Origin of the sequence: Brevibacterium sp. 2SA (assembly GCF_005502845.1) — a bacterium.
Classification (GTDB): Bacteria; Actinomycetota; Actinomycetes; order Actinomycetales; family Brevibacteriaceae; genus Brevibacterium.
This window is the reverse complement of sequence record NZ_SCMW01000002.1, coordinates 59467-85730: the sequence shown is the minus strand read 5'-3', so window position 1 is coordinate 85730 and position 26264 is coordinate 59467. Positions and strand designations below refer to the sequence as shown.

Annotated in this window: 21 protein-coding genes; 14 read left to right on the top strand and 7 right to left on the bottom strand. The window is 68.3% G+C overall.

All coding sequences use genetic code 11. The annotated features are described in order from the left end of the window. Nucleotides 1–78: 78 nt before the first annotated feature. Entirely contained in the window at nucleotides 79–1431 is a 1353-nt protein-coding gene (locus FFS20_RS01580) for an MFS transporter (protein ID WP_137824188.1), read from the top strand. A 47-nt stretch (nucleotides 1432–1478) separates the two neighbouring features. Here the strand turns inward: FFS20_RS01580 and FFS20_RS01575 are convergent, their stop codons facing one another. Further along, entirely contained in the window at nucleotides 1479–2183 is a 705-nt protein-coding gene (locus FFS20_RS01575; RefSeq protein ID WP_137824187.1) for a response regulator transcription factor, read from the bottom strand. A gap of 69 nt (nucleotides 2184–2252) precedes the next feature. Continuing rightward, nucleotides 2253–3626 (bottom strand): histidine kinase, encoded by a 1374-nt coding sequence (locus FFS20_RS01570; protein WP_249356405.1) that lies wholly within the window; start codon nucleotides 3624–3626, stop codon nucleotides 2253–2255. Between the two features lie 551 nt (nucleotides 3627–4177). Here FFS20_RS01570 and FFS20_RS01565 point away from each other — a divergent pair. After that, nucleotides 4178–5068 carry a DUF4352 domain-containing protein gene (locus FFS20_RS01565; protein ID WP_137824185.1) on the top strand — a complete coding sequence of 297 codons (891 nt, stop codon included), beginning with the start codon at nucleotides 4178–4180 and terminating at the stop codon, nucleotides 5066–5068. Between the two features lie 110 nt (nucleotides 5069–5178). On the opposite strand, the gene FFS20_RS01560 is transcribed toward FFS20_RS01565, so the two are convergent. Beyond that, the gene (locus FFS20_RS01560) at nucleotides 5179–5967 is read right to left on the bottom strand and encodes a fructosamine kinase family protein (RefSeq protein ID WP_137824184.1); all 789 of its coding nucleotides are present in this window, start codon (nucleotides 5965–5967) and stop codon (nucleotides 5179–5181) included. 56 nt (nucleotides 5968–6023) lie between these two features. Here FFS20_RS01560 and FFS20_RS01555 point away from each other — a divergent pair, with 56 nt between their 5' ends. Continuing rightward, nucleotides 6024–6752 (top strand): DUF429 domain-containing protein, encoded by a 729-nt coding sequence (locus tag FFS20_RS01555; protein WP_137824183.1) that lies wholly within the window; start codon nucleotides 6024–6026, stop codon nucleotides 6750–6752. A gap of 29 nt (nucleotides 6753–6781) precedes the next feature. Here the strand turns inward: FFS20_RS01555 and FFS20_RS01550 are convergent, their stop codons facing one another. Further along, a complete protein-coding gene (locus FFS20_RS01550) occupies nucleotides 6782–7684 on the bottom strand; it encodes a macrolide 2'-phosphotransferase (RefSeq protein WP_137824182.1) in 903 nt (300 codons plus the stop codon). Between the two features lie 201 nt (nucleotides 7685–7885). On the opposite strand from FFS20_RS01550, the gene FFS20_RS01545 reads away from it, so the two are divergent. Both FFS20_RS01545 and FFS20_RS17830 read left to right on the top strand, forming a co-directional pair. Beyond that, entirely contained in the window at nucleotides 7886–9022 is a 1137-nt protein-coding gene (locus tag FFS20_RS01545) for a hypothetical protein (RefSeq protein ID WP_137824181.1), read from the top strand. A 68-nt stretch (nucleotides 9023–9090) separates the two neighbouring features. Continuing rightward, nucleotides 9091–9237, top strand: a complete 147-nt coding sequence (locus FFS20_RS17830; RefSeq protein ID WP_009374756.1) for a GPGG-motif small membrane protein — start codon at nucleotides 9091–9093, stop codon at nucleotides 9235–9237. 164 nt (nucleotides 9238–9401) lie between these two features. Here the strand turns inward: FFS20_RS17830 and FFS20_RS01540 are convergent, their stop codons facing one another. Continuing rightward, nucleotides 9402–11216, bottom strand: a complete 1815-nt coding sequence (locus tag FFS20_RS01540) for an FAD-dependent monooxygenase (RefSeq protein WP_137824180.1) — start codon at nucleotides 11214–11216, stop codon at nucleotides 9402–9404. A gap of 199 nt (nucleotides 11217–11415) precedes the next feature. On the opposite strand from FFS20_RS01540, the gene FFS20_RS01535 reads away from it, so the two are divergent. From FFS20_RS01535 to FFS20_RS01510, 6 genes are all read left to right on the top strand, one after another. Continuing rightward, on the top strand, nucleotides 11416–12102 hold the full coding sequence (locus FFS20_RS01535; RefSeq protein ID WP_137824179.1) for an FCD domain-containing protein: 687 nt from the start codon (nucleotides 11416–11418) through the stop codon (nucleotides 12100–12102). A gap of 69 nt (nucleotides 12103–12171) precedes the next feature. Beyond that, a complete protein-coding gene (locus FFS20_RS01530) occupies nucleotides 12172–13491 on the top strand; it encodes an amidohydrolase (protein WP_137824178.1) in 1320 nt (439 codons plus the stop codon). A 57-nt stretch (nucleotides 13492–13548) separates the two neighbouring features. Then, the gene (locus FFS20_RS01525; protein ID WP_137824177.1) at nucleotides 13549–15054 is read left to right on the top strand and encodes an acetyl-CoA hydrolase/transferase family protein; all 1506 of its coding nucleotides are present in this window, start codon (nucleotides 13549–13551) and stop codon (nucleotides 15052–15054) included. 175 nt (nucleotides 15055–15229) lie between these two features. Continuing rightward, nucleotides 15230–16204, top strand: coding sequence for an alpha/beta hydrolase fold domain-containing protein (locus FFS20_RS01520; RefSeq protein ID WP_137824176.1), 975 nt, complete (start codon nucleotides 15230–15232; stop codon nucleotides 16202–16204). A gap of 51 nt (nucleotides 16205–16255) precedes the next feature. Beyond that, nucleotides 16256–17248: a hypothetical protein gene (locus FFS20_RS01515; protein ID WP_137824175.1), complete on the top strand. Its 993-nt coding sequence runs from the start codon at nucleotides 16256–16258 to the stop codon at nucleotides 17246–17248. Nucleotides 17249–17451: 203 nt separating this feature from the next. Then, on the top strand, nucleotides 17452–18393 hold the full coding sequence (locus FFS20_RS01510; protein ID WP_137824174.1) for an SDR family oxidoreductase: 942 nt from the start codon (nucleotides 17452–17454) through the stop codon (nucleotides 18391–18393). On the opposite strand, the gene FFS20_RS01505 is transcribed toward FFS20_RS01510, so the two are convergent. Then, the gene (locus tag FFS20_RS01505) at nucleotides 18390–19697 is read right to left on the bottom strand and encodes an ArgE/DapE family deacylase (protein WP_137824173.1); all 1308 of its coding nucleotides are present in this window, start codon (nucleotides 19695–19697) and stop codon (nucleotides 18390–18392) included. The two genes, FFS20_RS01510 and FFS20_RS01505, sit on opposite strands and share 4 nt — an antisense overlap. Before the next feature lie 319 nt (nucleotides 19698–20016). On the opposite strand from FFS20_RS01505, the gene FFS20_RS01500 reads away from it, so the two are divergent. The 3 genes from FFS20_RS01500 (at nucleotide 20017) to FFS20_RS01490 (ending at nucleotide 25447) form a co-directional block, all read left to right on the top strand. Continuing rightward, nucleotides 20017–20487: a nuclear transport factor 2 family protein gene (locus tag FFS20_RS01500; protein WP_137824172.1), complete on the top strand. Its 471-nt coding sequence runs from the start codon at nucleotides 20017–20019 to the stop codon at nucleotides 20485–20487. Then, nucleotides 20484–21926 carry a cytosine permease gene (locus FFS20_RS01495; RefSeq protein ID WP_349290508.1) on the top strand — a complete coding sequence of 481 codons (1443 nt, stop codon included), beginning with the start codon at nucleotides 20484–20486 and terminating at the stop codon, nucleotides 21924–21926. Before FFS20_RS01500 ends, FFS20_RS01495 begins: the two co-directional genes overlap by 4 nt. Nucleotides 21927–23050: 1124 nt before the next feature. Then, nucleotides 23051–25447: a DUF222 domain-containing protein gene (locus tag FFS20_RS01490; protein WP_137824171.1), complete on the top strand. Its 2397-nt coding sequence runs from the start codon at nucleotides 23051–23053 to the stop codon at nucleotides 25445–25447. A gap of 94 nt (nucleotides 25448–25541) precedes the next feature. On the opposite strand, the gene FFS20_RS01485 is transcribed toward FFS20_RS01490, so the two are convergent. Further along, on the bottom strand, nucleotides 25542–26243 hold the full coding sequence (locus tag FFS20_RS01485; RefSeq protein ID WP_249356401.1) for a hydrolase: 702 nt from the start codon (nucleotides 26241–26243) through the stop codon (nucleotides 25542–25544). Nucleotides 26244–26264 lie beyond the last annotated feature (21 nt).

Genomic DNA, 26264 nt, shown 5'->3' with positions numbered 1-26264 from the left:
CAGCCCAGCCCCGCTGCGAGCCCGCCCCCGCACCAGGGGCGGGCATTCCCCGACCCTCACCTGAACAAGGACGTTCACATGACTGCGACACCTGCACTCACCACCCCTGCCCAGAAGCGAAACCAGCGGAAGGTCGCGTTCGCCGCGGTCATCGGCACGACGATCGAGTGGTACGACTACTTCACGTACTCGACGGCGGCCGCGCTCGTCTTCGCCCAGCTCTACTTCGCCCCCGCCGGGGAGGCGATCGGACAGATGCTCGCCTTCGCGACGATCGGCATCTCCTTCCTCTTCCGCCCGCTCGGGGCGTTCCTCTCCGGGCACTTCGGCGACAAGCTGGGGCGCCGCTTCATCCTCGTCGTCACGCTCGTGACGATGGGTGTGGCGACCGCGCTCATCGGACTCATCCCCACGTACGAGACGATCGGCGTGACCGCACCGATCCTCCTCATCCTCCTGCGCATCATCCAGGGTCTGTCCGCCGGCGGCGAATGGGGCGGGGCGGCGCTGCTGGCCGTCGAACACGCCGACGCCGACAAGCGGGGACGGGCCGGATGCTACCCGCAGCTCGGGGTGCCGCTGGGCATGCTGCTGTCCTCGGGCGTCATCGCGATCATGACCGGTGTCATCTCGCCCGGTGACGCGTTCATGGAATGGGGCTGGAGGATTCCGTTCCTGCTGTCCGTCGTGCTCATCGGCATCGGCTACTGGGTGCGCCGCTCGGTCGAGGACACTCCCGTGTTCAAGGAGATCCAGGTCGAAGCGGCCAAGCGCAAGGCGCCGATCATCGACCTGTTCCGCAAGCACTGGCTGCTCGTCATCGTCGCCGCCCTGATCTTCGCCGGCAACAATGCCAGCGGCTACATGACCACTGGCGGATTCGTCACGAAGTACGCGACCGATCCCGTCGGCTTCGCACCGACTCAGGTGCTGCTGGCGATCACCTTCGGGTCGTTCGTCTGGCTCATCTCCACCGCAGTCTCCGGCGTCCTGGCCGATCGGATCGGGCGCGTGCGCACGTATGTCATCGGGTTCATCGTCCTCATCGTCACGGCGTTCCCGCTGTTCTGGCTCATCGACACCGGCAACCTCGGCCTGCTCTACCTCGCCCTCGGGGTGTTCTCCATCGGGCTCGGCCTCTCCTACGGTCCGCAGGCCGCGCTCTACGTCGAGCTCTTCCCCGCCTCGATCCGCTTCAGCGGCGTGGCGATCTCCTATGCGCTCGGCGCCGTGCTCGGCGGGGCCTTCGCTCCGACGATCGCGCAGGCGCTGCTGCAGGCGACCGGAACGACGGCTTCGGTCTCGCTCTACCTCGTCATCATGGCGGCGATCTCGCTGCTCGCCGTCTCCGTCGTCCGCGACCGCCGCGGCATCGACCTGTCCGTGGGCAACGAAGAGGAGCAGGCGACCGGAGTGTGGCGCCGCCGCTGACCTCGCCGAGGCGGCCGTCCGTGCCGGGCGGCCGCCTCGTTGGTCGGTCAGTGCGGCCGGTCGCCGAGGTGGGGCGGCATGGGCCGTGTCACCCGGGCCCGCTCGACGAGCACGGCGATGCGCACGCGGTTGTTCGTGTCGAGTTTGATGTTGATCCGGTTGAGATGGGTCTTCACCGTCGCCGGACTCATGAACGTCGCCTCGGCGATCTCCTGGTTCGACAATCCATCGGCGACGAGCACGGCGATCTGAAGCTCTCGTTCGGTGAGGGCGGCGAGCTGCTCCTCGGCCGCGCGCTGGCTGCGCTGGTCGGGATTCGCCGTGACCTTCTTGATCATCCGCTTCGTCGCCTGCGGGGAGAGGAAGGACTCTCCGTCATGGATACGGCGGATCGCCTCGGCGAGGGCAGTGGGACCGATGTCCTTGAGGATGTACCCGACGGCGCCGGCATCGAGGGCACGGAAGAGATAGTCGTCGGTGTCGAAGCTCGTCAGCGCCACGACCTTCGGCGGACGCACGCCGTTTGTGAGGCGCTCCATGGCCTCGATGCCGCCGATGCCGGGCATGCGGATGTCCATGAGGACGAGATCGGGGAAGTGGAGCGCAACCTTCTCCAGCGCTTCTTCTCCGCTGTGGGCCGATCCGACGACGTCGATGTCCGGGGCCGCGTCGAGGATTCCCCTGATCCCGGTGACGACCATCTGATCGTCGTCGACGACGATGACGCGGATGGGTGCGGCGGTCTCGGTCATGAGCGCAACACTACCGGAGGCCCACGACACCGCGAGTCCGGTGCCGCAGGGCCTCCGGTCGACCCGGACTCACCCCCGGCGGGGGAACGGCGGCAGCGACACGTCGACGACGAACTGGCCGTCCCGGACGCCGATGTCCGCGGTGCCGTCGAGCATCGCCGCCCGCTCCCGAATCCCTTCGAGCCCGGCCCCCGAGCCCGTTGAGGACAGGCCGTGCCGGCCCACCGCCGGCGAGGGATCACCGGGCGTGAACGGCAGGGTCGACGGTCGGGGCGGAATCACCTCGGCGCGGGCATCACGGGGCTCACCCGGCCGACCGGCCTGCGGGGCGGGATTGGCGATGACGATTCGGGCCCCGCTGTCGGCCGACACACCGACGTCGACGGTGACAGGAGCGCCCGGGGCATGCTTGATCGCGTTCGTCAGGGACTCCTGGACGATCCGATAGACCGCCCGGTCGAAGACCGTCGACGCCGCCTCGACGTCCTGGATGATGATCGAGGGCCGAATGACGGTTCCAGTCGCCTGCACGGAGGCGATGAGCTGCGGAATCGACTGCATGGACGCCAGGCTCGGGGGAGTGGACTGCTCCTTCTTCGGACCGGTGCCCGTCAGCGTTCCCTCCCGCACCCCGCCGACCAGATGACGCAGGTCTTCGAGAGAGGCGTGGGCCTCCTGACGCAGCGCCGAGGCGGTCGAGGCGACATCCGAATCGCCCTTCCCGCCGACCTCGAGGGCACCACTGTGCAGGGAGATCACCGAGAGCCGATGGGAGAGCGTGTCGTGGAGCTCGCGGGCGAGCAGCTCACGCTCGGACTGCCGGGCGAGCTCGGCGCTCAGCGCTTCATTGCGCTGCGCCTCGTGCGAGGCGAACGCCTCAACGGACTTCATCCGCCGGGTGCGGCGGAGGAGGAAGCCGACCCCGAGGCTGATGCCGAGAGCGAGCAGACCGATGGCGATCGTCACCCCGTCGACGGCCAGTCCCAGATCGCGCGGCGGAGCAGGCGTCGTGACATTGCCGGGGGTGGAGCCGGAGGTGATGAAGAGGAAGCTGAACGGGTTGAGCGCGGTCGGCAGCAGGCACATGCGCACGATCGCGAGGACAGTCACGCCGGATCCGACGATCGCAGCGGTCGCTGCCGAGCGGCGGGTGCCGCGGATGATGAGGTGGAACATGCCGATGAGCATGAGCAGGCAGTCGCCCCAGGCCAAAGCCAGTCCGAGCCCGACGGCGAACGGCACCCACGGCCATTTCCGGCGCACGAACACCGTGCCCCACAGGGGGAGCAGGAAGAGGACGACGAGCACGCCGATGACACTGACCACGCCGGCCTCGAACGCCCACGTGTTCGCGACGAGCGCCATCACCGACTGCAGATAGCCGATGGCGAAGAGCACGATGCTGACGAGGATGCTCAGGGTTACCGACAGCCAGCGGGGCATGCGTGTCCGTTGGGGCGGGGTGAATGCCGGCCCGGTCTCGGGTGTGTGCGCCGGCGGCATGCTCGGCTGCTGGCCCGGCCGCGGTGGGACGCTGAGGCCGGGACGCCTCGGCGCCTCCGGATGCGGCGTCGGGGTCGACCCGTGGCCGGCCGACATCGGACCGGGGTGCGGCGACCGTCCGCGCTGGGGCGGGAGGGCACCGCGCTCAGGCGGGAGGGCACCGTGCTGCGGCGGCTGCGACCCGCCGGCAGTCGGCTGCCCGTCGCGCTGAGGCGGCTGTGGCCCGCGCTGCGGCGGGAGTGGATGACCTGACACAGAAGAATCGTAACGGGACGGTCTGACACGCGTAGTCCACCGATCGGGTCGCGCGGCCTCCACCGATCGGCTAACCCGATCGAGCCGATGGGCGGACGCGGCCGGTTCGGTGCTGATCGAAGCTGGGTGGGTCACAATCACCCGCTTCGCCGGTCGCCTCGGGCGGCGAAGCTCCCACTGAGCCTCCGGTGTCGAACGACACCGGTCCAGGCCACCTCAGCCGATCAAGGAGCGCCATGTCGAACCCGCAGAACCCTCAGCAGCCCGGACCCCAGCAGCCGCGTCCCCAGCAGCCCGGCCAGCCATCCCACCAGGGGCATCCGCAGGCGGGGCAGCCGATGCAGCCGCAGTATGTCTCTCCGTACCCGAACGTCCAGGGCGGCTACGCTCCCGCGGGCACCGGACCCCAGCAGTCGGCGCCCCACGGCCAGCCTGCTTACGCCCCGGCGTTCGGACAGCCCGGGCCGCCGAACGGCCAGAAGCCCGCGAAGCAGAAGAAGCCGCTCCTCAAGCGCTGGTGGTTCTGGCTCATCGTCATCGTCGTCGTCATCATGCTCATCAACGCCATCAACGGCGGAGGCGGCGACACCACCGAGGACACCGGGTCGACGACGTCGCAGGAAGGCAGCGAGGCGGGCTCCGCCGAGGAGAACAACGCCGAGGAGCAGCCCGCCGAGGAGAACGGCACGGAAGGCCAGCCCGCCGAGGACAAAGCCGCCGCGCCCGCCGAGTACGGCATGGGTGACGCCGTCGCCGCCGACGGGTGGGAGATCACCGTCGACAAGGTCGAGGACGGCGTCTCGACGGTCGGCAGCGAATACCTCAACACGAAGGCTCAGGGGCAGTTCGTCAAGGTGTCGGTTTCCGTGAAGAACACGACGTCAGAGCCGGCGTTCTTCTACGAGGACAACATCAAGCTCGGCGATGACAAGGGCAACGCGTACTCCTCCGATTCGGAGGCCGGGCTCTACGCCGATGAGGACTCGATTCTCTTCCTCGAGGAGATCAACCCCGGCAACACCGCTGAAGGCGTCCTCGTCTTCGATGTGCCCAAGGACGTCAGCCCCGACCGGCTCACGTTCGCAGGCGGAATCTTCTCCGATCCCGTGGAGATCTCCCTGAAGTGATGCCCTCGCCGAGGTGACCGCTCCCCAGCCGGCACCGGTCCGGTCCGGTCCTCGGGCCGGACCGGTGCCGGCTGCTCGAGCCGGTGTGGAGAGTGATGGGCCGCCGATGCTCAGCCGTCGAGTTCGTCTCTGCGTGCGACGACGGCCCGCGCGGCTGCGAGCGTCTGTCCGAGGAAACCCCTGCCGAACAGGCGGACGTGGGCAAGCAGGGCGAAGAGCGAATGCGCCGGCAGGTCGCCGCGCCATCCGCGGGGCAGCGGGTGCTCGGCCTCGTAGCCGGAGAAGATCTCCTCGAGGTACGGTGTGCCGAAGAGCGCGAGGAGGGCAAGGTCCTCGAGACGGTGGCCGCCGTGCGCGGCAGGATCGATGAGTGTGCCGCCGTCGGGAGTCCACATGAGATTGCCTGACCACAGGTCGCCGTGCACGCGCGACGGCGGCTCGGTGCCGGTGCCGGAGATTCCGTCGAAGGCTCCGGACTCGATGGCCTCGATCGCCGAGGTGATCGCTGAGTTCTCCTCGGCCGTCAGCTCTCCGGCGATGGTCGAGGCCGTGGGCGCCAGACGAGTGCGCACCCAGAAGTCGGAGAAGGACGAGTCAGCGGACACGGGCACCTCGAAGGGCGAATCGAGAGGACCGAACCACGCCGTGCCGGCTGGTGCCCATCCGAATGCCGCAGCGCCCGAGTCGTGCAGTCGCGCGAGCCTGCGACCGAACTCGGCTGCATCACCGGCATTCGGGCTGATCGTCTCAAGCCGGGTAAGTCGCAGGGAGTCCTCGTCGACCCCGCGAACGCCGACGACGGGCACGACTCCCGGTGCGGCAAGCCATTCGAGCCCGGCCGCCTCAGCCGCGAAGAATCCCCGTGGGGCACCGTAACGCTGCTTGATGAAATCACCCATGCCACCAGGCTATCGGGGAGCCGGAGCCTGCCGCAGTCGCTTGCTAGCCTGACACCATGAAGTATGGCGGAGTCGATCTGGCGGCCGATCCCAAACGCACCGCTCTCGCCATCATCAGTGACGACAACGGCCTCGTCATCGACGACCTTGAGGTGGGAATCGACGATGATGCCGTGGTCGATGTGATCGTGTCGACGGAGAAGGTCGGTCTCGATGTTCCCTTGGGGTGGCCTGATCCCTTTGTTCAACTGGTCAGCGACCATGCCCACCGCACACTCAGAGCGCCGCAGACAACGGGACCTGATTGGCGACGCACCATGGCGATGCGAGCAACGGACCTGGCTGTCCGCGAGCGCACGGGGAAAGTTCCGCTCAGCGTTTCCACCGATCGCATCGCTTACCCTGCGTTGCGGTGGGCAGGCATCGACGCGCGACTCAGAGCGGACGGGGTCGACGTGTCTCGGGATGGTTCTGGCCGAATCTGCGAGGTGTATCCCGGCGCAGCACTGCACTGCTGGTCATTGCCGAGCAGTGGATACAAGGGCCGTGACCGCTCCGCCGAGCGGGTGTCACTTGTGGAGGCACTCTCACGGATCTTCGATGGCATCGACTGGAATGGGAGCGAAGCCCTCTGCACCGATGACGATAACGCTTTGGACGCAGTCGTCTCGGCTCTGCTGGCGCGCGCCGTTGCACGAGGCGAGGCCACTCCGCCGCCCGTGCAACTGCAGGACCGCGTCAGTCGGGAAGGATGGATCTGGCTCCCGAGCGAGTCGAGGCTCTGAGTCCGACTCGGTCCTGACTCCGCCTACCCTCACCCCGCGACGGGATTGAGCTGTTCGCGTGCGGCCTCGAGGTGGTCGACGTCGCCGGTGTCGAGGGCATAGAGCCCCAGGTCGACCGCCGCGGTCGAGAACATCTCCGCACAGTGCTCGGCGAGTTTGGGCCACACCCTCCCGCCGTGCTCGACATAGCGCGCGACCGTCCTGTCGAACGCCTCGGGAGACGCGCTCATCTGGTGGAACATGAAATCCCGCGCAGGATCGCCGACCGCCGCCGTCGTCCAGTCGAGCAGGCCGACGATGCGGGTTCCCTCCATGAGCTGATGCGCAGGGTAGATCTCCCCGTGCGTCACCGTCGACCACGTCGGCCAGTACCGATCGTCGTCGAGCCACGCCGCCCAGCGCTCCCGCAGATCCTCTGCGACCTCGAACTCCCTGACCACGGCAGCGATGTCCTCGCGCTTCTGCTGCCTCACCTCGGCGGGGGAGAGGACGGGAATCCCCGAATCGCGCACCACCGCCGGATCGACAGCATGGAGTTCCGCGAGGACATCACCGAGCGAGTGCGCATAGTCGAGCGCTTCGACATCGAAATGCCACCGAGGCTGCGCATCGTCGTCGAGGGTGAGGCCAGGACTGCCCGGCAGCAGAGGATAGGCGATGAGGCGGTCGGTGTGGATCTGCCAGTCGGGGACGTCGACGCTCAGGTGCCGGGCGACGCTGCCAAGGAACCGTCCCTCGATGTCGGCACGCTCGGTGACATCCGGGCGGCGCGGAATGCGCAGCACCCACGCTGAACCGTCGGCTGCCTCGGCGAAGGCGACACGGAAGTCCAGGCCGATCTCATCGATGGAGACCGACTCGGGAACGAGCGCGAGGCCGTGCTCGGCGGCCAGTTCGCTGATGGCGAGGGGACTGCGGGGTGACTGGTCCATCCCTCCACTGTTGCCCAGCAGGGGAGCGAAGTACAGCCGACTCGGGCCCGTCGTCCAGCTTGTGACGAACTTGTGTCATTCGGCAAGACATATGCGCAATAATGCTTGCTGGCAAACGGCATCCGTGCCACGATGAGACCACGCTGGTGTTTACCTCACCTCGATCGATGTCGATCGAGCGGGCTGAAAGGGAATAGAGACATGAACGGCACCACCATCATCTGGATCGTCGTCGCAGCCGTCGTCGTCATCATCGCCATCATCGTCATCGTCGCGCTCGCTCGGCGAGCCCGGGCCAAGAAGATGGAAGAGCGCCGCCAGCAGGCCGCCCAGATCCGCGAGGAGGTCGCCGCTGCCGCTCCGACGACGGCGGCCTACGAAACGGAGGCAGAGGCGGCACGAGCACGTGCCCGCGACGCCCAGGCCGAAGCCGACGCGAAGGCCGAGGCTGCCCGCCAGGCGGAAGTCGAATCCCTCAAGGCCGCAGCTCGTGCCGACGAATACGACACCGCGGCCAACCAACTCGAGGACTCGGCTGAGAAGTCCCGGCTCGAGCAGGAGCGCTTCCTCCAGCGTGCCGATGAGCTCGATCCGGACACGAACACCGACGCTGATCGCCGCGCCGATGGCGACGCCGATCGTCGCCGCGATGGGGACGTCGATTCTCGCCGCGATGGGGAGTGGGACCGCACGGATCGCGACGGCCGCGACGGCCGCGATCGTGACGGCCGCGATCGTGACAGCGGCTACGCTGCGGCAGCGGGAACCGGTTATGCGGCGTCCGAGAGCCGCACCTATGACACCGCCGATGGCGTCGCCTCGGAATCGTCAGACGTCCGTGGGTTCGAGACCGCGGACGGCCGCGGTTACGCCGGCACCGAACAGCGGACGTTTGAAACCGCCGACGGCCGCGGCTACGCCGGTACCGAGCAGCGGACATTCGACACCGCCGACGGACGCGGATACGCCGAATCCGACACCCGTGCCTACGAGGGTGCCGATGGTGTCGGCTACGAGACCACGGAACGCCGCGCCTTCGACACGGCCGACGGACGCGGTTATGCCGAATCCGACACCCGTGCCTACGACGGTGCCGATGGCGTCGGCTACGAGGTCACGGAACAGCGGACGTTCGACACCACCGACGAGGCGGGGGTCGACACCACTGACGGCAGGGGAGTCGATGGAGCCGACCAGCGCCGCGGAAACCCGAACGGAGTCGACCCCGACCAGTACCGTCTCTCCCGCAACCGCGGAGGCGGCGACCGCAACCGCGTCGACCCTCGCACGGATCTCACCGACGGCCCTGACTCGCGCACCGGGACGCCGAGGCACTGAGCTTCACCGAGGCACTGAGACCACAGCAAACCCCAACCCCATGCTCCACACCTAGGAAAGGACACATCATGCTCGCCACCATCCTCTGGATCATCGCCGCGATCCTCGTCATCTCCGGCATCTTCGCGATCTTCCGCAAGCAGATCCTCTGGGGAGTCATCCTCATCGTCGTCGGCCTCCTCGTCGGCCCCGGAGGCGTGAGCATCTTCGCCTAGCGCGCCGACCTCCGCCGCACGGCGCCCCGATCCGCACTCGGATCGGGGCGCTGCTGCGTCATGACGCTTCGTCAGATTCCCGCACGCATCCCTCGTTCCGCACCGAGGAGGCGGACCCCACCGAGGCGGCGGACCAACCCGAGTCCCGCCGCGGTCCGCAGAGGTCAGGCCCCCGCCTCGGCGAGGGACTCCTGACCGGCGGTGCGGTGTTCCTCCGAACCCGACTCCGACGACCCCCGCCCCAGCGCCGTCGCCATCGCCGTCCGCAGCGCGGCTTCCGGGTCCGATGGCCGGGTGGGAGCGTTCCACGCGATGATCCGGTCGGGCCGGACGAGCAGCGCTCCCGAATCGTCGACATCGCTGATCTCGATCCACCGATGCAGGACATCGTTGAAGTCCCCGCCCATGCTCACCTGCGCCGTCCTCACTTCGACGCCGAGGTCGCGGGAGACCGCCGCCGCGGCCTCAGCCCAGCCCTCATCGGCCTGGCCGGTGATGAGCGTCCATCCGGTGCGCCCGACGAGATCGAGGGTGGACAGCCGCTGACGGTCATGGTCGACCCAGGCGTGGGGCAGCGGGGCACCCGGTCGCGTCGACGGCACATGGTCGAGATCGACGTCGACGTCAGGACCTGCCGCCGGTTCTGCCGCCGGGACGATGGCGTCGGACTCGTAGAGCTGACCGAGCTCGATGCCGTGGGCGTTGAACTGGTAGTTCTGCAGCTCGATCGCCTCGATGAGCTCTCGACGGCGGTCCGGATCATTGAAGAGCGAGTCGAGACTCGCCCAGCCGTCCTCGGCCGACTGCCCGGGCGCGAAGCCGAGCGCCTTGGAGATCGGACCCATGTCGACGACGCTCTTCATCGCCCGGTCGACGACGCGCCTGCCCACCGGCTGCCGCTCCTGGCTGTACGTGTCGAGGAGCGCGTCAGGGGCTTCGCCCTTGAGGACGGCGCAGAGCTTCCAGCCGAGGTTGAAGGCGTCCTGGATCGAGGTGTTCGTGCCCAACCCGTTGGCCGGCGGATGCCGGTGCGCGGCGTCACCGGCGAGGAACGCCGGCCCGCGCCGGTAGGCGTCGGCGACGACGTGGTTGATCTGCCACTTCGACACCTGCTTGATCCTCACCTCGACGTCAGGGTCCCCGATCGTCGCCTGTGCCCGGGCGACGAGCGCCTCGGTGTCGGTGTCCGGTTCGCCCTCGGCCGGGTCGTACATCGCCAGCAGCACCCATTCGGTGAACGGCTTGACGCAGATCCACGTCCCCGACCCCACCCAGTAGTCATTGCCCGGCTGTGCCATCCAGTAGAGGGTGCCGGGGCGGTAGTCGCAGTACTTCGTCAGATCGGCCTCGAGCCAGACGTTGAGGGCCGCCCCGAGGTTGGACTCGCCGCTGAAGGTGAACCCGAACTCCTCGGCCACGGTCGACCGGCCGCCGTCGGCGCCGACGATGTACGTCGCCAGGATCGTCGACTCCTCCCCGGTGTCCCGGTTGCGCACCGTCGCCTCGACGCCGTCAGGGGTCTCGACGGCGGAGACGAGCTCCGTGGAGAAGCGGATGTCGGCACCGAAGTCGCGAGCCGCCTCGGCGATGACGGGTTCGAGGATGTGCTGGGGGATGTTGCACATCGCGCTGGGGCTGGCGACCTCGTAGTCGCCGGAGCGCGCGGTGCCGGTGCCCCACGTCTCGAGCCGCGCGATCTCCTGCCCGGCGAAGCTCGTCGCCCACACGTTGTTGCGCATGTAGGGATTCGGCGTCGCCGCGGCGATGATGGCGTCTTCGAATCCGAGGTCGCGGAAGACCTCCATCGTGCGCTGGTTCGTGATGTGGGCCCGCGGCGAGTGTGCCGTCGTGGGGTAGCGAGTGATCGTCATCGCGTCGACGCCGTCGCGGGCGAGGATCGCTGAGAGTGTCAGGCCGGTGGGGCCGGCGCCGACGACGAGGACGTCGGTGCGGACGGGAGGCGTGGTTGGTGTGCTCATTCGTCGTTCTCCTTCGGACGAGAATGTCGATCATGATCGTCTGATCGCCGAGGCGGGCGAGGACCGTCGACCAATTCAGCATAATTAATCATGATGAATTGTTGGGAACCAGAATGCCGCGCGGATCGTCATGATGTCAACCACCACGGTCGGGTACCCTCGGGACTGGCAGGCGCACACCGGTGAAGGGGAGGATGACATGGCCACGACGTCGCGGGGAGCATCCTCGTCGGTCGATCGTGCCGTCGACATCGTCGCCGCCCTCGCCGAAGGGCTCGACCCGGGACAGCGGTTGGGGACCAAGGGCGCGATCCAAGCCGAGTGCGGGGTCTCGAAGGGCACCTTCAACGAGGCGCTGCGCCTGCTCCAGGCGCGCGGCGTCATCACCCTGCGTCCGGGGCCCGGCGGCGGACTGTTCGCGGCCTCACCGACGCCGATGGCGAAGCTCGGCAGCTCGCTGCTCGCGCTCGATGCGGACTCGACGACGGTCGAGGATGCCATGCAGGTGCGGGATTCGCTCGAACCCCTGCTTGCCGCCGAGGCGGTCGACCATGGATCGCTCACTGACATCCGCGAGCTCTGGGCGCTCATCGAGGACATGCGCGCCGCCGTTGCCGCCCGTGACCCCGATCAGTTCCTCGAGGCCAACTGGTGCCTGCACCGGCGCATCGCCGAGATCACGCCGAACCAGCTGCTGCGCCAGGTCTACCTCAACATCATGGGGATCATGGACGATCACACGGTCAATGTGCTGCCCGGCCCGCACGTGCCGCTGTCGGACTACATCGACGAGCGGTTGCAATTGCATGTCGACATCGTCGCGGCGATCGAAGCCCGCGACCACGACCGAGCCGCCGAGCTCATACGCGCCCACAGTATGCACTGACGTCCGCTGTCCACGGACCCAACCCAGCAGCCCACAGCAGACAGCCCTGACCCGAAGGAGACCGGCCTGATGACACCCGCCCCGACGCTCTCCGCGCAGCTGCGGTCGAATCTCACCCGCTGGCGCCGGGACTTCCACCGGCATGCGGAGACGGCGTGGACGGAGTTCCGGACCACCTCGGCGGTCATCGGAGCACTCCGGGACCTCGGCTGGGCGACGATCTACGGTCCCGAACTCCACGAGGCCTCCGCCCGCCTCGGGGTGCCCGATGCCGAGGTCCTCGCCGCTGCCCGTGCACGGGCCGTCGACCAGGGAGCGGATCCGGAACTCGTCGAGGCGATGGGCGAGGGCTTCACCGGGGTCCTCGGCGTCCTCGAGACGGGACGGCCCGGGCCGGTCGTGTGCTTCCGCTTCGACATCGACGCCAACGACCTCAACGAACTCGCCGACGACAGCCACCGGCCGTTCGCCGAGGGCTTCGCCTCGATCAACGACGGCGCCATGCACGGCTGCGGGCACGACGGGCATGCGGCGATGGGGCTGGGGCTGGCGAGCGTGCTCACCGACATCGCCGCGGACCTGACGGGCACCGTGAAGATCATCTTCCAACCCGCCGAGGAGGGGGTGCGGGGTGCGCATTCGATCGTCGCGGCCGGGTGGTTCGATGACGTCGACCTCTTCGTCGCGACACACCTGAAGTCCGACGACGACAAGGGCAACGTCCTCACCGGCGTCGACGGATACCTCGCCTCGACGAAGTTCGACGTCAGATTCACCGGTGTCGGCGCGCATGCCGGAGGCGACCCGGAGAAGGGGCGGAACGCGCTGCTGGCGGCCGCCTCGGCGACCCTGGGCCTCCATGCGATCCCACGCCATTCGGAGGGCGCGAGCCGGATCAACGTCGGCACCCTCACCGCAGGCGAGGGGCGCAACGTCGTCCCGCGCGCTGCCCTCCTCGCCGTCGAAACGCGCGGGGAGACGAGCGAGATCAACGACTTCATGGTCGACCGCGCCGCCGAGGTCGTCGCCGGGGCTGCCCTCATGCACGGCGTCGACCATGAGGTGACCGTCGTCGGCCGCGCGGACACGGCGTCCCCGAGCCCGGAGCTGCTGCCGTTCATCCGCGCATCCTTCACCGGTGTGCCCGGGGTCGCCGAGATCCGCGACACCGGCGGGCTCGGCGGCTCCGAGGACGCGACGGCGATGATGAGGCGGGTCACGGAGCGCGGGGGACTGGCGACGTACCTCCAGATCGGGATGGAGACCTCGTGGGGCCACCACACGGAGCGGTTCGACGTCGACGAGGACATGCTCGCCGTCGGAGTCGCAGCCGAGGCACGGATCGCCCTCGACGCCCCGGAGTTCCTCGCCGGTCTCGAACGGGAGTGAGAGGCGGCGGGCCACCCGCTCACCGCGGCCGTAGTGCGCCTCGATAGACTGCGGGACATGTCGAGGATCACCTGCCCCACCCTGCGTCCCCGAGTCGTCACCGCCGCTGAGGCGGCCGCGCACATCAGGAACGGCGACCGGGTCGCCACGAGCGGCTTCACCGGATCCGGGTACCCGAAGCTCGTGCCGCCGGCGCTGGCTGCCAGGGCGAAGGACGAACACGCCGCGGGCCGCGACTTCGCCGTCGAACTGTGGACGGGTGCCTCGACGGCGCCGGAGCTCGACGGAGTCCTCGCCGAGTCGGGAGCGGTGAGCAAGCGCCTGCCGTTCCAGTCCGATCCCCGCATGCGGCAGTCGATCAACGACGGGCAGACGGAGTACATCGACACGCATCTCAGCCATTCGGCGCAGCAGGCGTGGTTCGGCTTCTACGGGAACCTCGACGTCGCGGTCGTCGAGGTCGCCGCGGTCCTGCCCAACGGCCTGCTGGTGCCCGGCAGCTCGGTGGGGAACTCGAAGACGTGGCTCGACCTCGCCGACAGAGTCATCCTCGAGGTCAATGAGTGGCATCCGCGGGCGTACGAGGGCTTCCACGACGTCTACTACGGGACGAGGCGCCCGCCCGAGCGGCTCCCGATCCAGCTCCTCGAGTCGATGCAGCGCATCGGCGATCCGTACCTGCGGGTCGACCCGGAGAAGGTCGTCGCGATCGTCGAGACGAACCACCCGGACCGGAACCTGCCGTTCAAACCGGCCGATGCGGATTCGCAGGCGATCGCCGCCCACCTCGTCGACTTCCTCCGTCACGAGATCCGCGCCGATCGGCTCCCGCCGTCCCTGCTGCCGCTGCAGTCGGGCGTCGGCAACGTCGCCAATGCGGTCATGGCCAACCTCGCCGACAGCGAGTTCGAGGGACTGCGCGCCTACACCGAGGTGATCCAGGACGGCATGCTCGACCTCATCGACTCGGGCAAGCTCACCTCGGTGTCGGCGACGGCGTTCTCGCTCTCGGCCGAGCGGGCCGAGGAGTTCAACGCGAACATCGAGTCGTACAAGGGGCGGATCCTCCTGCGGACGCAGGAGATGTCGAACCATCCCGAAGCCGTCCGCCGCCTCGGCGTCGTCGCGATCAACGGGATGGTCGAGGCCGACATCTACGGCAACGTCAACTCGACCCATGTCATGGGGTCCTCGATCATCAACGGCATCGGCGGGTCCGGGGACTTCGCCCGCAACGCCTACCTCAACTTCTTCGTCTCGAACTCGCTGGCCAAGGGCGGTGCGATCTCCTCGATCGTGCCCTTCGCCAGCCACATCGACCACACCGAGCACGACACCCAGGTCCTCGTCACCGAGCAGGGACTGGCCGACCTGCGCGGACTCTCACCCGTGGCCCGGGCCCGCCGGATCATCGCCGACTGCGCCCACCCGGACTTCCGCGACCGACTCACCGACTACCTCGACCGGGCGATCGCTGCGAACCCGCACGGTCGGCACACCCCGCACCTGCTCGCCGAGGCGCTGTCGTGGCACGAGAGGTTCCAGACGACCGGGCAGATGTGAGGCTCTGCCGCCGGGGGTGAGAGTGACTGCGCAAGCGGCGGGGGAGCCGCGCGCCCAGCGCGGGAACCGCGCGATCGGCGGGGAGGGCCTGCCTGATCTGCCGCATCCGGCGGTTCCGGCCCGCTCCCTGCCGCGGTGAGGATGGAACCGACCACTCACTCAGCGAGGAGGAACCATGACCGTGACCCGACCACCTCACGACCCCGAACTCGATGCGGCACTCGAGGTGATGCTCGAATCCCTGCCCGCGGGGACGATGAATGCCGAGACCGCCGCCGCGATGCGCGATGCGGACGGGGCACAGCTGCCCGGCCTCGACCCCGAAGACCTTGCGGCCCTCGGCGTCATCAGCCGCGACGTCGTCATCCCCGTCGCCGATGGCGCCGAGCTCGCCGGGACGATCTTCTCCCGTGCCGACCACACCGGCACCGGTCCGGGGATCTACCACGTCCACGGCGGCGGGATGGTCACCGGCCACCGCCTCCTCGGCGTGCAGCAGACTCTGCCGTGGATCGTCGAGCACGATGCCGTCGTCCTCACCGTCGACTACCGGCTCGCCCCTGAGCATCCCGACCCCTACCCCGTCGAGGACTCGTATGCGGGTCTCGTGTGGATGGCCGAGCACGCCGCTGACCTCGGCGTCGATCCCGACCGCATGATCATCGTCGGCGCGAGCGCGGGCGGCGGCATCGCCGCGGGCACCGCGCTGCTGGCCCGCGATCGATCGGGGCCGCGGCTGGCCGGGCAGGTGCTCATCTGCCCGATGATCGACGACCGTGACGCCACAGCGTCGGCGGCGCAGGTCACGGAGCGGACGACGTGGACGAGGGACAGCAACCGCTACGGCTGGTCGAGCCTCCTCGGCGATCGGGTCGGCACCGAGGACGTCTCGATCTATGCCGCACCCGCGCGGGCGACGGACCTGTCGGGCCTGCCGCCGACGTACATCGACTGCGGCAGCGCGGAGGTCTTCCGTGATGAGGACGTCGCCTATGCGCTGGGGCTGTGGGAGGCGGGCGTCGATGCCGAACTCCACGTGTGGGCCGGCGGGTTCCACGGTTTCGAGATGCTCGCCCCGCATGCCGCGGTGAGTCAGGCGTCGCTTGCCGCACGGGATTCCTGGGTGGCGAGGACGATCGGAGACCGTTGAGGTCCCAGCGGTGCGCGCCCTACCAAGGGGTCATCGGACAGCGGAGCTGATATGCGCGATCTCCTCGGAAAACTCACCGCCCTCGACCCGGAGGCGAGCGAAACGCTCAAGGTCGTCGGGTACTTCGACGCCCTGACCTCCCGTGGGGCGGGGCTCGGGAGCCTGCTGCGTGCCGCTGCGGCGCTCGCCGGCTGTCCGGCGGTCGCCGAGGTGGACGGCAGGGTGACCGCGTACGATCCCGCCGGCAGGCGCCTCGCCGAGGCGGCCGACCGTCCCCGCGGATCCGTCGTCGCCTTCCGCTCCGGTGCGGTGTGGCTGGTCCGCGAGGGCAGCCCGCACGCCAACGATGCGATGATCACCGATCGCCTCGGCGTGGCCGTCGAGGGACTGGCGTCCCAGCACTCCGCGACGCGGGAGATCGAAGTGGTCGTCGACGCCGAACGGGCGGTGGCCGAGAGGCGGACGGCGCTCGTGCGGCTCGGGATCGATCTCGGCGCCTCGGTGCGGGTCATCCTCAGCGACGACGACCCGGGAGCGCGCTGGACGAAGACCGCCCCGGTCCCGACTCCGCTCGGCGTCCTCCACACGACCCTCGAGGTGCGCCCCGGCGGAGTCGCAGCAGCTGATCACGCGTGGGACGGTCACTCCCGCGTCGGCATCGGCACGTGGACCCGAGCGGACTCGGCCCCGGACTCGTGGGAGGCTGCGCTCGTCGCCCACCGCCTCCTCGGCGAGGGACCGGGAACCGTGCTCGACGCAGCGGATCTGGGTTCGATGCTCATCCTCGCCCGCGCCTACGATCCCACCTCCCCTCACCCGGACGTCACAGCCCTGGAATCCCTCGACGCGGTGACCGCAGAGATCCTGCGCGAACTCGTCGACGCCGACAGCCTGCGCGCGGCCGCGGCGCGGCTGGCGATGCACCATTCGACCCTGCAGGCCCGGCACGAGTCGATCACGACGCGGCTCGGCTACGACCCGCGCACGACCGTCGGCCGACTGCGCTACATGAGCGCGGAGTTCCTGCGCCGCCTTGGCGGGTAACCGGTCGCGCCGGCCGGCACGCGTTAACCCAACGGCGGCCGGGCTGGCCGGCACGCGCTGACCCAACGGCGGCCGGGCTGGCCGGCACGCGCTGAGCGGCGGCCGCACCAGCAGACACCGGCTGATCCAGCGGTGCCCGCACCGGCGGCCGTTCCACGGTCGCCGTCACGAAGAGAGATCACCGAGAGAAAGCAGAAGAAGTCATGCCCGAAAACACCAGCAGCACCTCGACCCCGGACACCTCGAGTGCGGCACCGAGTGCCCACACTGAGCAATGGCCGCGCGGCGAGGTCGCCTTCGTCACCGGTGCGGCCTCCGGCATCGGACTCGGACTCTCCCGCGCCTTCGTCGCTGCCGGGGCGCGGGTCGGACTCGTCGACATCGACGAAGCCCGCCTCGCCCAGGCTGCAGAGGAGCTGCGGGCGGCCGGAGGCACCGTGACCACGGTGCGCCTCGACGTCGGCGACCCCGACGCCTGGGAAGCTGCCGCGGATGCCGTCGAGGCCGAACTCGGCCCGGTGTCGATCCTCTGCAGCAACGCCGGCGTCAACGGCGGGAGCTCAGCAGAGACCACCCCGTGGGAGGTGTGGCGCTGGGTGCACTCGATCAATCTCGACGCCCAGTACCTCGGCGTCTCGACGTTCCTGCCGCGGTTCCGCCGCCTGGGCAGGCCCGCGCACATCCTCAACACCGCGTCGCTGGCGGGCATCATTCCGATGGCCGACGTCGCCGCCTATGCCTCCTCGAAGTTCGCGAGCGTCGGCTTCTCAATGGTGCTGCGCAGCGAACTCGCCGGCAGCGGCATCGGCGTCTCCGTGCTCGCACCGGGAAGCGTATCGACCCGGATCGCCGAGACTGCGGCGGCGGGGCAGGCGGAGCTCCTCGGGGAGGAGACGAACGCCGAGGCGGTCGCGGCGAATTCGGCGATGCTCGCCGAAGGCGCGGACCCCGACGCCGTCGGGGCGCAGGTCGTCGAGGCGATGAGGGCGGGCCAGTTCCTCATCGTCACCCACGGGGAATGGCTGCCGCTCGTGCGCGCTGTGCATGCCGAGGTCGAAACCGCGTTCGCGGAGTTCGACGGGCGCCATGGCAGCGATCCGGCCGCCGCGCTCCTGGTGCAGGGCGTCAACCCGGTGAGCTCCTAGGACTGTCGACGATCGTCGATTCCGCACCACTGCGCGAGGAACAGGGCGATCGTCGTCGTGCAGCGGCGGATCGACTCCACGCTCACCCGTTCGTCGAAGCCGTGGATGTTCTTCGTCACCGGGCCGTAGACGAGCGCCGGCATGTCGGCGAAGTTCGCGAACACCTGAGCGTCGAGGTAGCCGGGGGTGGTGAACGCGGTCAGCTCCTTGCCGGCGACCGAGGCGTGCGCGGAGGCGAGCAGAGTCTCCGCATCGCTTCCGGGCTCGAGCACGTAGCCCCGCGCATAGAACCCGTTCGGCGTGAGCCCCGCGGTGAATGGGGGCACCGGCGGGCCGCTCAGCGGTCGGTCGGTGCCGCGGGCCGCCTCGGTGACGCAGTCGACGATCTCCGCCCACGCGTCATCGGGTTCAGTGCCGGGGTAGATGGCGACGCGGACCTGGAGTTCGCACCAGGCCGGGACGCTGGATGGCCAGTCGCCGCCGCGGATGCCGCCGAAGTTGACGTTGATGGGATGGTCGAGGTCCGCGAAGTGCGGGTGGTCGGCCTTCCGCTCGTTCCACCTCTCCTCGAGTCCGCGCAGCGCACCGATCACGTGGTAGGCGGCGTCGAGGGCGTTGAAGCCGCTGGCCATCTCCCGCGGGTGAGTGGGTTCTCCGCTGACGAGGACCGTGAACCAGATGACGCCGACATTCGCCCGGACGAGTGCGTCCTCCTCCGGTTCGGGAATGATGACGGCATCGGCGGTGTATCCGCGCAGCAGTGCCGCCAGCGAGCCGTTGCCGGTGCACTCCTCCTCGACGACGGATTCGATGTGCACCCGTCCGGTGAGGTCGAACCCTGCATCTCGGACAGCGGTGAACGCGAAGAGATTCGCCACGAGCCCGGCCTTCATGTCGCCCGCTCCGCGTCCGTACATCCACCCATCGCGGACCTCGGCGTCCCACGGTGACCGCGACCAACGGCCGGTCGGTCCTGCAGGGACGACGTCGATATGACCGTTGAGGATGAGGGAGCGGCCAAGGTCGCGCTCGGGGCGATGGGTCCCGACGACATTCGTCATCCGCGTGTAATCGACCGTGGCCGGACTGAATCCGCGATGGCCGCGCAGCTCGGCCGAGTCGATCGTCCAGCGGTCGACGTCGAGTCGGAGGCCGCGGAGGCTGCGTTCGATGAGATCCTGTCCGGGTTCCTCGTCACCGCGCGTGGTCGGCAGCCCGACGAGTTCGGCCGTCACCGCCAGCTGCTCGGCGAAGTTGGCGTCGACGGCCGCTCTGATCCGGTCCGTCGCGTCGTCTGTGCCCATGTCTCCTCCGCGGTGGGTCGTGACTGGTGTTCCATTCCAGGGTGGGCCTGGAAGCGCCTCGGCGTCGAGGGCCGAACCACCTGTCGAGACCGTGGAGACGTGGGGACGCCGGCGCTGCCGACGCTGTTCGGGCCCACTGACCCCGGTGCGAGGTCGCCCGCTTCCCGGGTTCGCTTCCCCTTGCGCGAGCTCGCCCGCCGTCCCCGCACGTATCCACGTTGGCGCGTGGCCAGGAAAACTTGTCCAGGGCGGATAGTGCGTCCTGAATCTCCGTCATTAGAGTTGCTCAACAACCATCAACAGGAAGTTGCCGAGCATCATGACAGAGAAGTCGATCCCTGTGCCCTCAGCCCCCTCCGCGCCGAGCGCCGAGGCCGTCGAACGAGCCGCCGCAGCCATCGTGGACGCCTTCGCCGCCACCGACACCGCCGCGTACTTCGCCGGATTCGCCGCGGACGCCTCGTTCGTCTTCCACCCGGAGAGCCACCGGCTGAACTCGCGTGCCGAGTACGAGGCGACGTGGAACGGCTGGCTCGACGACGGCTGGTCCGTCATCGACTGCGTCTCCAGCGATCCGCTCATCCAGACGTTCCCGGGCGGCGCCGTCTTCTCGCACACAGTCGACACGACCGTCGAGACCGGGGAGGGCCGGGAATCGTATCGGGAACGCGAGAGCATCGTGTTCCGCCGCCTCGGCGATGGTGATCTCATCGCGATCCACGAACATCTGTCCCCGGTCCCGGACACCGCCGAGGCGGACACCACCCCCGCCGCGGAGGTCGCACCGTGAACTGGTACCGCCGACTCGAAGCCCGGTTGGCTGCGGATTCGGACGATTCGGGAGTCGTGCGGGGCAGACTGGGCACCGGACGGATGTTCATGATCTGGCTCGCGGCCAACCTCGTCGTGACGACGATGCTCACGGGAACTCTCTTCGTGCCGGGCATCGACTACGGCACGGCGGCGCTGATGATCGTGGCGGGCACGGTGATCGGCACGATCGTCCTCGTGCTCATCGGCAACATCGGCACCCGGACGGGACTCGCGACGATGGCGGTGACACGGGGAGCATTCGGGGCGAAGGGCAGCTTCCTGCCGGTCGCGGCCAACATCATCATCCTCATGGGCTGGAGCTGGGTGCAGGCGATGCTCGCCGGCATCAGCGTCAACTACGTCGTCGAGCAGACCACGGGCTTCTCCAACCCGGTCCTCTTCTCCGTGCTCTGCCAGGCGCTCGTCGTCGGACTGGCGATCCTCGGCCACGAAGGCATCGAGAAGGCCGAGCCATGGTTCGCACTGCTCATCCTCGTCGTCATGGCCTACATCTTCGTCACCGCATTCATCGGCCACGCACCGAGCGAATACCTCAGCATTCCCGCAGATGAGAGCCTCGGCTTCACTCCGGTCCTCGCACTCGACATCGTCATTGCGACGGCGATCTCGTGGACTGTGCTCTCCGCGGATCTCAATCGACTCGCCGGAAGCCAGCGCGCCGGCATCGTCGGCTCGGGGCTGGGGTACATCACGTCGACGGTGCTGGCGATGCTGCTCGGGCTCACCGCCTTCAGCTTCATCCTCCTCGACGGGGGAGCGGCCGAACCCTTCGACCCCACCGCGCTCGCCGACCACTTCGGCTGGCCGCTCGCGATCGTCATCTTCCTCTCCGTCATGGCGACGAACACGATGGTCGTCTACGGCATGGTCAACTCCGTCATCGGCGCCAGGAAGCAGTCTCGGCTGCGCTTCCTGCCGGTGGCGCTCGTCCTCGGGGCGATCTCGATCATCGGGTCGACGTGGCTGGCGCTGCTCGACCAGTACACCGCGTTCCTCACCGTCATCGGGGCGTTCTTCGTGCCCGTCTTCGCGATCGTCATCGCCGACTACTACATCGTCAAACGCGGGTTCTACTCGAAGGACATCCTCCGTGACGAGGGCGGGATGTACGCCTACATCCGCGGGGTGAACTGGGCGGCGGTCATCGTGTGGATCGTCGGGGCCTTCGCCTCCTACTTGCTCACCTATGTGTGGGCAAGCCCCGTGGGTGCGACGATTCCGTCGTTCGTCATCTCGTTCCTCCTGTACCTGGCCCTGTCGTGGTCGACGCGGCACCGCTTCGCCGAGGCGGCTCTGCGTGACGCATCATCCCGCGGTTCCGTGGGCGGTCGGGACGACGCGATCGGCGGACGGCGCGGTTCGTCCGGTCCGCGAGGGCACCTGGCTGACCAGTGAGGGTGCCGTCGTAGGGGTTTGTGTGGATGACGAAGGTGCGTCCGGTCAGACCGGACGCATGGGTGACGGAAACATGGCTGACCGGACGTATGGCTGACCGGGGATGATCTGCCTCGCGGGGTCGCGCATCTCCGCGTGACGTCGCATGCTCTTGCCGTCGCGCTTGACATCGCATGCTCGTTCGGTCGTGCTCGGCTTCGCATGCTCGTGCAGCAGCGCCCAGCATCGCACAGCAGCGCCGGCATCGCCCAGCATCGCGCGGTCGCGCAGTGGCGCCCGGCATCGCACGGTCGCGCAGTGGCGCCTGGCACCGCGCGGTCGCGCGGTCGCGCTCGGCATCGCTGACGCGTGCAGTCGTGCCCCCCTCCACCACATGCTCGCGAAGAACCTCGCATGCTCGCGGCAGTCGTGTCCGGCATCATTGCCGAATCGTGCGACGGTCCGCGGTGGGGTCGAGAGGGTACCGGAAGCGGGCAGTTGTGGTGAAACGGGAATCATCGCAGGTCATCAGTGACATCCGAAGTCGTGTCAGTGACGAGTGCAACAATAGAGCTCACAAGGAGACATCAGTCAGAAAGAGATCACAATCTTTTTCTCATGAATATGACTCGCACTATTCCATTTGATGTTCGAATAGTCTAGCATTGACGTACTACGTATTACGATTCGCAGATCGCTTCCCCGACGCTGTTGTCAGAGGCAGGTGAGCCAGCGTGAAAGACCTCCCCGGTGGAGACGGACCGCGCCCCGGTCGTGCCACCGACGCGCCGTTCGACGCAGCTGGTGCAGGCTCTGCCCCTCGACAGCCCGACGTCTGCGACGATGCCGGTGTTCGTTACGGTGCTGTGGGTCATACGGGTGCCGGCGGTCGGGGCAACGCAGATGGTTGCGACGGTGCTGGTGTTCGCGCTGGCGCTGGTCGTCGCGAACGGGGCGCTGCGCGTGATCCGGGTGCAACCACCGGGCGCGATCCCGGTGAGGGATGCGGTTGCGACGGTGCTGCTCGCAGTGAATCCGCTCGACCGACGATTCGACTCGGGTCGAGGATCAGCGAACTCGCGGAGATCTCCGCGCAATCCGACCAGATCCAGCTCCGCACGTTCGACGTCACTGCAGGCATCACGTTGGAGCGCGTCGTCCGGCGTCTCGACGTCCCCCTGCCCGACGGCGACGCGCCGTATCGCTTCGCCACGATCGCCGCATCCGTGCTTCGGCACGAAGTCGCCGAGGCGGCCATGGACCCCGATCCCGCTGCGTCGGCCGACGAGACCGGCGCGGATCCAACCGCAGCACAGGGAACCGCAGCGAACGGCACCGCCGCGAAGACGACCACCGGGACGCGAGGGAAGCCGGCGCCCACGACTCCCTTCGCCGCGGCATTCGACGCAATGGCGGACGATGTCGACGTGAGCGCATCGACCGAACTCGTGTGGGTGCCGCGCACGTCGACGACCGTGGCTCTCCGCGACCCTGCACTGCTGGCGTGGCGGCAGTGGTGCGAAGCGGACCTCGCTCCGCCGTCGACGGCACTCGTCTCGGCCGAGACCACGGAATCCGACGGCGCGGCGGAAACCCCTGATTTCCCCGGCTTCCGCCTCGACACCACAGTCTCCGATTGGGTGCAGGACAACGTCGCCGATGAGGATGTCATCGAGACCGCGACCATCCTCGGTCAATCGATCGCCCGGACCTATCGGCATCTGCGCACGGCGATGACGATCATCCACGGGCTGCCGCGTTTCGCCGACCGTGTCCGTGCCGGCGAGTTCACGATTGCTCACGTCCAGGTCGTCGGCGATCTCTGCCGATCAGTGGCCCTCCGCTATCTCCCGGAGATCGACGACCATCTCGCCGAGCGCCGGGCCGATGTCACGAGTGACCGTCTCCGGACCGCTCTGCGGAAGTTCATCGCCGTGCTCGAACCGGCCGACGACCGATCGCAGACAGCCAAGGAGCGCCGCCGCGTCGATCTGCACACGTACAAGAACGGTTCGGCCTGCATGTCCCTGACAGGGCCGGCCGAGGAACTCCATGCGTGCTACCTGCGGGTCGAGGCGATGGCTCGCGCCATCCATTCGCGCAGAGGCGCCGCATTCGATCTGCCGCCGGGGGTCGAGATCATCGACGATCGTGCCTTCGACAACCTCATGTACGACATCGTCACCCGACCGCAGCCGAAGCTGAGCATCAAGGTGCGCCGCATCGACCCCGTGACCGGGATCCAGTCGGTCGAGGAGGAGCCGCTGCTCGACGACGACGGAAACCTGCTCTTCGACCTCGGGCCCGACGGCGCCATCATCATGAAGAACAGCGCCGCAGCGAACAATGCCTCAGGGGGCGGCACCGCGACGAACAACGCTTCAGGGGACGGCACCGCAGCGAGCAACGCATCAGCTAACGGCGCCGCGACGAACAGTGTCGGCGTGGAGGGACTGCCCCTTCCCGGACACGGCCCCGTCGACACCGAGGCGGCTGACCGGGGAAGCGCGTTCTGCAGAGCCGGGGCCGATCAGACGGAGACCGCTGAGAGTTGGATCGCCGCGGAGATGCCGATGCATTCGTGGTGGATCGCGCTTCAGGCGACGATGGTCACCACCGTTCCCGTGATGTCCCTCCTCGGCGAATCGAACCTGCCGGGCACACTGCCTGACGGTTCTCCGATCCCCGCCGACACCGCGCGGCGCATCGCCGGACACTGCTCCACCGTGACGAGGATCCTCACCGACCCGGCGACGGGCACTCCGATCGATGCCAAGGCCACGACGTATCGAATCCCCAATGAGGTGCGTAAGACGCTCATCGCCCAGTGGGAGTGCTGCAGCGTGCCGGGGTGCGCTCGCGCTGCCGTGAAAGCCGAGATCGACCATATCGTCCCGTTCTTCAAGCTCGATCCGCTCAAAGGCGGTCTCACTCGGTTCGGCAATCTCCATCCGCTGTGCAGGAAGCACCACGCACTCAAGACCGCTTGCCTGCTGCGGGTGCGGATGAAGGAACCGGGCTGTGTCGAGTACGAGTTCAGACACGGAGTGACGGCGACCTCACGCGCTCCTGACCAGCCGATCGAGGTGGCCCAGGCGATGGAGCTCGCTGCGATCAGCGGGATGAGACCCCACGTGGTGTGGAAGCCGAAGCATCCGGTCCCACCGCCGAAGTACATCATCGAACTCGAACCGAACGAACAACTCGTCAGGCAGCGCCGCGAAGCGATGCGGAAATCCGCCGAGGAGACCGAACGCAGGCGCAGGATCCAGGAGACATACGAGCGGGCCCGTGACTTCGCCCGACGGAAGCGGCTTGCTCAGCTGCTCAACTGGCGCAACGAGGAGTTCCCGCCGTGCCTGCCGCGAGGATCCGATCCGGTGACGATGAAGAGACTGATGCCCGGCCGCCGATTGTCGGTGAGGGAAGCCCAACGGCGTCGACAAGACGCCGGAGACACCTGGGTGGAGCCGCTCGACCAGTTCTGGAGCGTGCCGATCACATGGCATCAGGACAACCGCGATGATCCTCCGCCGTTCTGACCATCGTGACGTCGTGAAGAGCGCTCCGGCGTCGTCGCGTCCGGAACAGAGTGACCTTATGAAGAGTGCTCCGAGGCCGTCGTGCTCTGCAAAGTCAGGTGAGATCGTCGTACTCGCCGGAGACCCACCGCGCATAGCGCTCGGCAGAGGACTGCACTGCGGCGTGGGCTCCACCGGTGATCGTCTGCCCGAAGTTGCCGTACATGCGGTCGAAATCGAGATCCGACACCGAGGCGGCGATGCGCTGCACGACCGCGGCGGAGAGCGGCAGGTAGTTGGGGAAGCTGCGCATGAACGTCACCCATCCTTCGCGGACGACCGGGCCGATCGAATCACCGGCGAGCATGACTCCGCTGCCGTCTCGCCCCTCCCACAGGGCAAGCACACTGCCGGGGAAATGACCGCCGACTCTGTGCACCGAGATCTGAGGGAGCGGCTCGATGCCGTCGTCGAAAAATCTGATGGCGCGCCCCTGTTTCTGCAGCCATTCGCGATCTCGCGCGCAGACGTGAACCGGGGCATCATCGAACGCGGCGCTCCACGCGAGCTGCATGCCGAACATGTGCGGATGACTCGGGACGATCGCTGCGACTCCACCGAGCGCGGCCACGGTCGCCACGGCTTCGGCGTCGATGTACGGCGGCACGTCGAAGAGGAGATTGCCCTCCGACGTCCGGGCGAGATAGCACGTCTGCCCGATGCCGAGCCGCGGTTCGACGCGCAGAGCATGAAGCCCCGGTTCGCGCTCGTCGATGACGACGCGGTGGCCCTCGGCCTCGAGGGCATCTCGGCTCACCCACTCCTGGCCCGATGCCGG

What these genes read in the sequence shown, in the direction of transcription:
- FFS20_RS01520 (WP_137824176.1), top strand. Translation starts at nt 15,230, where the DNA reads ATGACCGTGACCCGACCACCTCACGACCCCGAACTCGATGCGGCACTC.
- FFS20_RS17830 (WP_009374756.1), top strand. Translation starts at nt 9,091, where the DNA reads ATGCTCGCCACCATCCTCTGGATCATCGCCGCGATCCTCGTCATCTCC.
- FFS20_RS01570 (WP_249356405.1), bottom strand. Translation starts at nt 3,626, where the DNA reads ATGCCCCGCTGGCTGTCGGTAACCCTGAGCATCCTCGTCAGCATCGTG.
- FFS20_RS01535 (WP_137824179.1), top strand. Translation starts at nt 11,416, where the DNA reads ATGGCCACGACGTCGCGGGGAGCATCCTCGTCGGTCGATCGTGCCGTC.
- FFS20_RS01575 (WP_137824187.1), bottom strand. Translation starts at nt 2,183, where the DNA reads ATGACCGAGACCGCCGCACCCATCCGCGTCATCGTCGTCGACGACGAT.
- FFS20_RS01530 (WP_137824178.1), top strand. Translation starts at nt 12,172, where the DNA reads ATGACACCCGCCCCGACGCTCTCCGCGCAGCTGCGGTCGAATCTCACC.
- FFS20_RS01560 (WP_137824184.1), bottom strand. Translation starts at nt 5,967, where the DNA reads ATGGGTGATTTCATCAAGCAGCGTTACGGTGCCCCACGGGGATTCTTC.
- FFS20_RS01515 (WP_137824175.1), top strand. Translation starts at nt 16,256, where the DNA reads ATGCGCGATCTCCTCGGAAAACTCACCGCCCTCGACCCGGAGGCGAGC.
- FFS20_RS01505 (WP_137824173.1), bottom strand. Translation starts at nt 19,697, where the DNA reads ATGGGCACAGACGACGCGACGGACCGGATCAGAGCGGCCGTCGACGCC.
- FFS20_RS01500 (WP_137824172.1), top strand. Translation starts at nt 20,017, where the DNA reads ATGACAGAGAAGTCGATCCCTGTGCCCTCAGCCCCCTCCGCGCCGAGC.
- FFS20_RS01540 (WP_137824180.1), bottom strand. Translation starts at nt 11,216, where the DNA reads ATGAGCACACCAACCACGCCTCCCGTCCGCACCGACGTCCTCGTCGTC.
- FFS20_RS01580 (WP_137824188.1), top strand. Translation starts at nt 79, where the DNA reads ATGACTGCGACACCTGCACTCACCACCCCTGCCCAGAAGCGAAACCAG.
- FFS20_RS01550 (WP_137824182.1), bottom strand. Translation starts at nt 7,684, where the DNA reads ATGGACCAGTCACCCCGCAGTCCCCTCGCCATCAGCGAACTGGCCGCC.
- FFS20_RS01565 (WP_137824185.1), top strand. Translation starts at nt 4,178, where the DNA reads ATGTCGAACCCGCAGAACCCTCAGCAGCCCGGACCCCAGCAGCCGCGT.
- FFS20_RS01545 (WP_137824181.1), top strand. Translation starts at nt 7,886, where the DNA reads ATGAACGGCACCACCATCATCTGGATCGTCGTCGCAGCCGTCGTCGTC.
- FFS20_RS01525 (WP_137824177.1), top strand. Translation starts at nt 13,549, where the DNA reads ATGTCGAGGATCACCTGCCCCACCCTGCGTCCCCGAGTCGTCACCGCC.
- FFS20_RS01555 (WP_137824183.1), top strand. Translation starts at nt 6,024, where the DNA reads ATGAAGTATGGCGGAGTCGATCTGGCGGCCGATCCCAAACGCACCGCT.
- FFS20_RS01510 (WP_137824174.1), top strand. Translation starts at nt 17,452, where the DNA reads ATGCCCGAAAACACCAGCAGCACCTCGACCCCGGACACCTCGAGTGCG.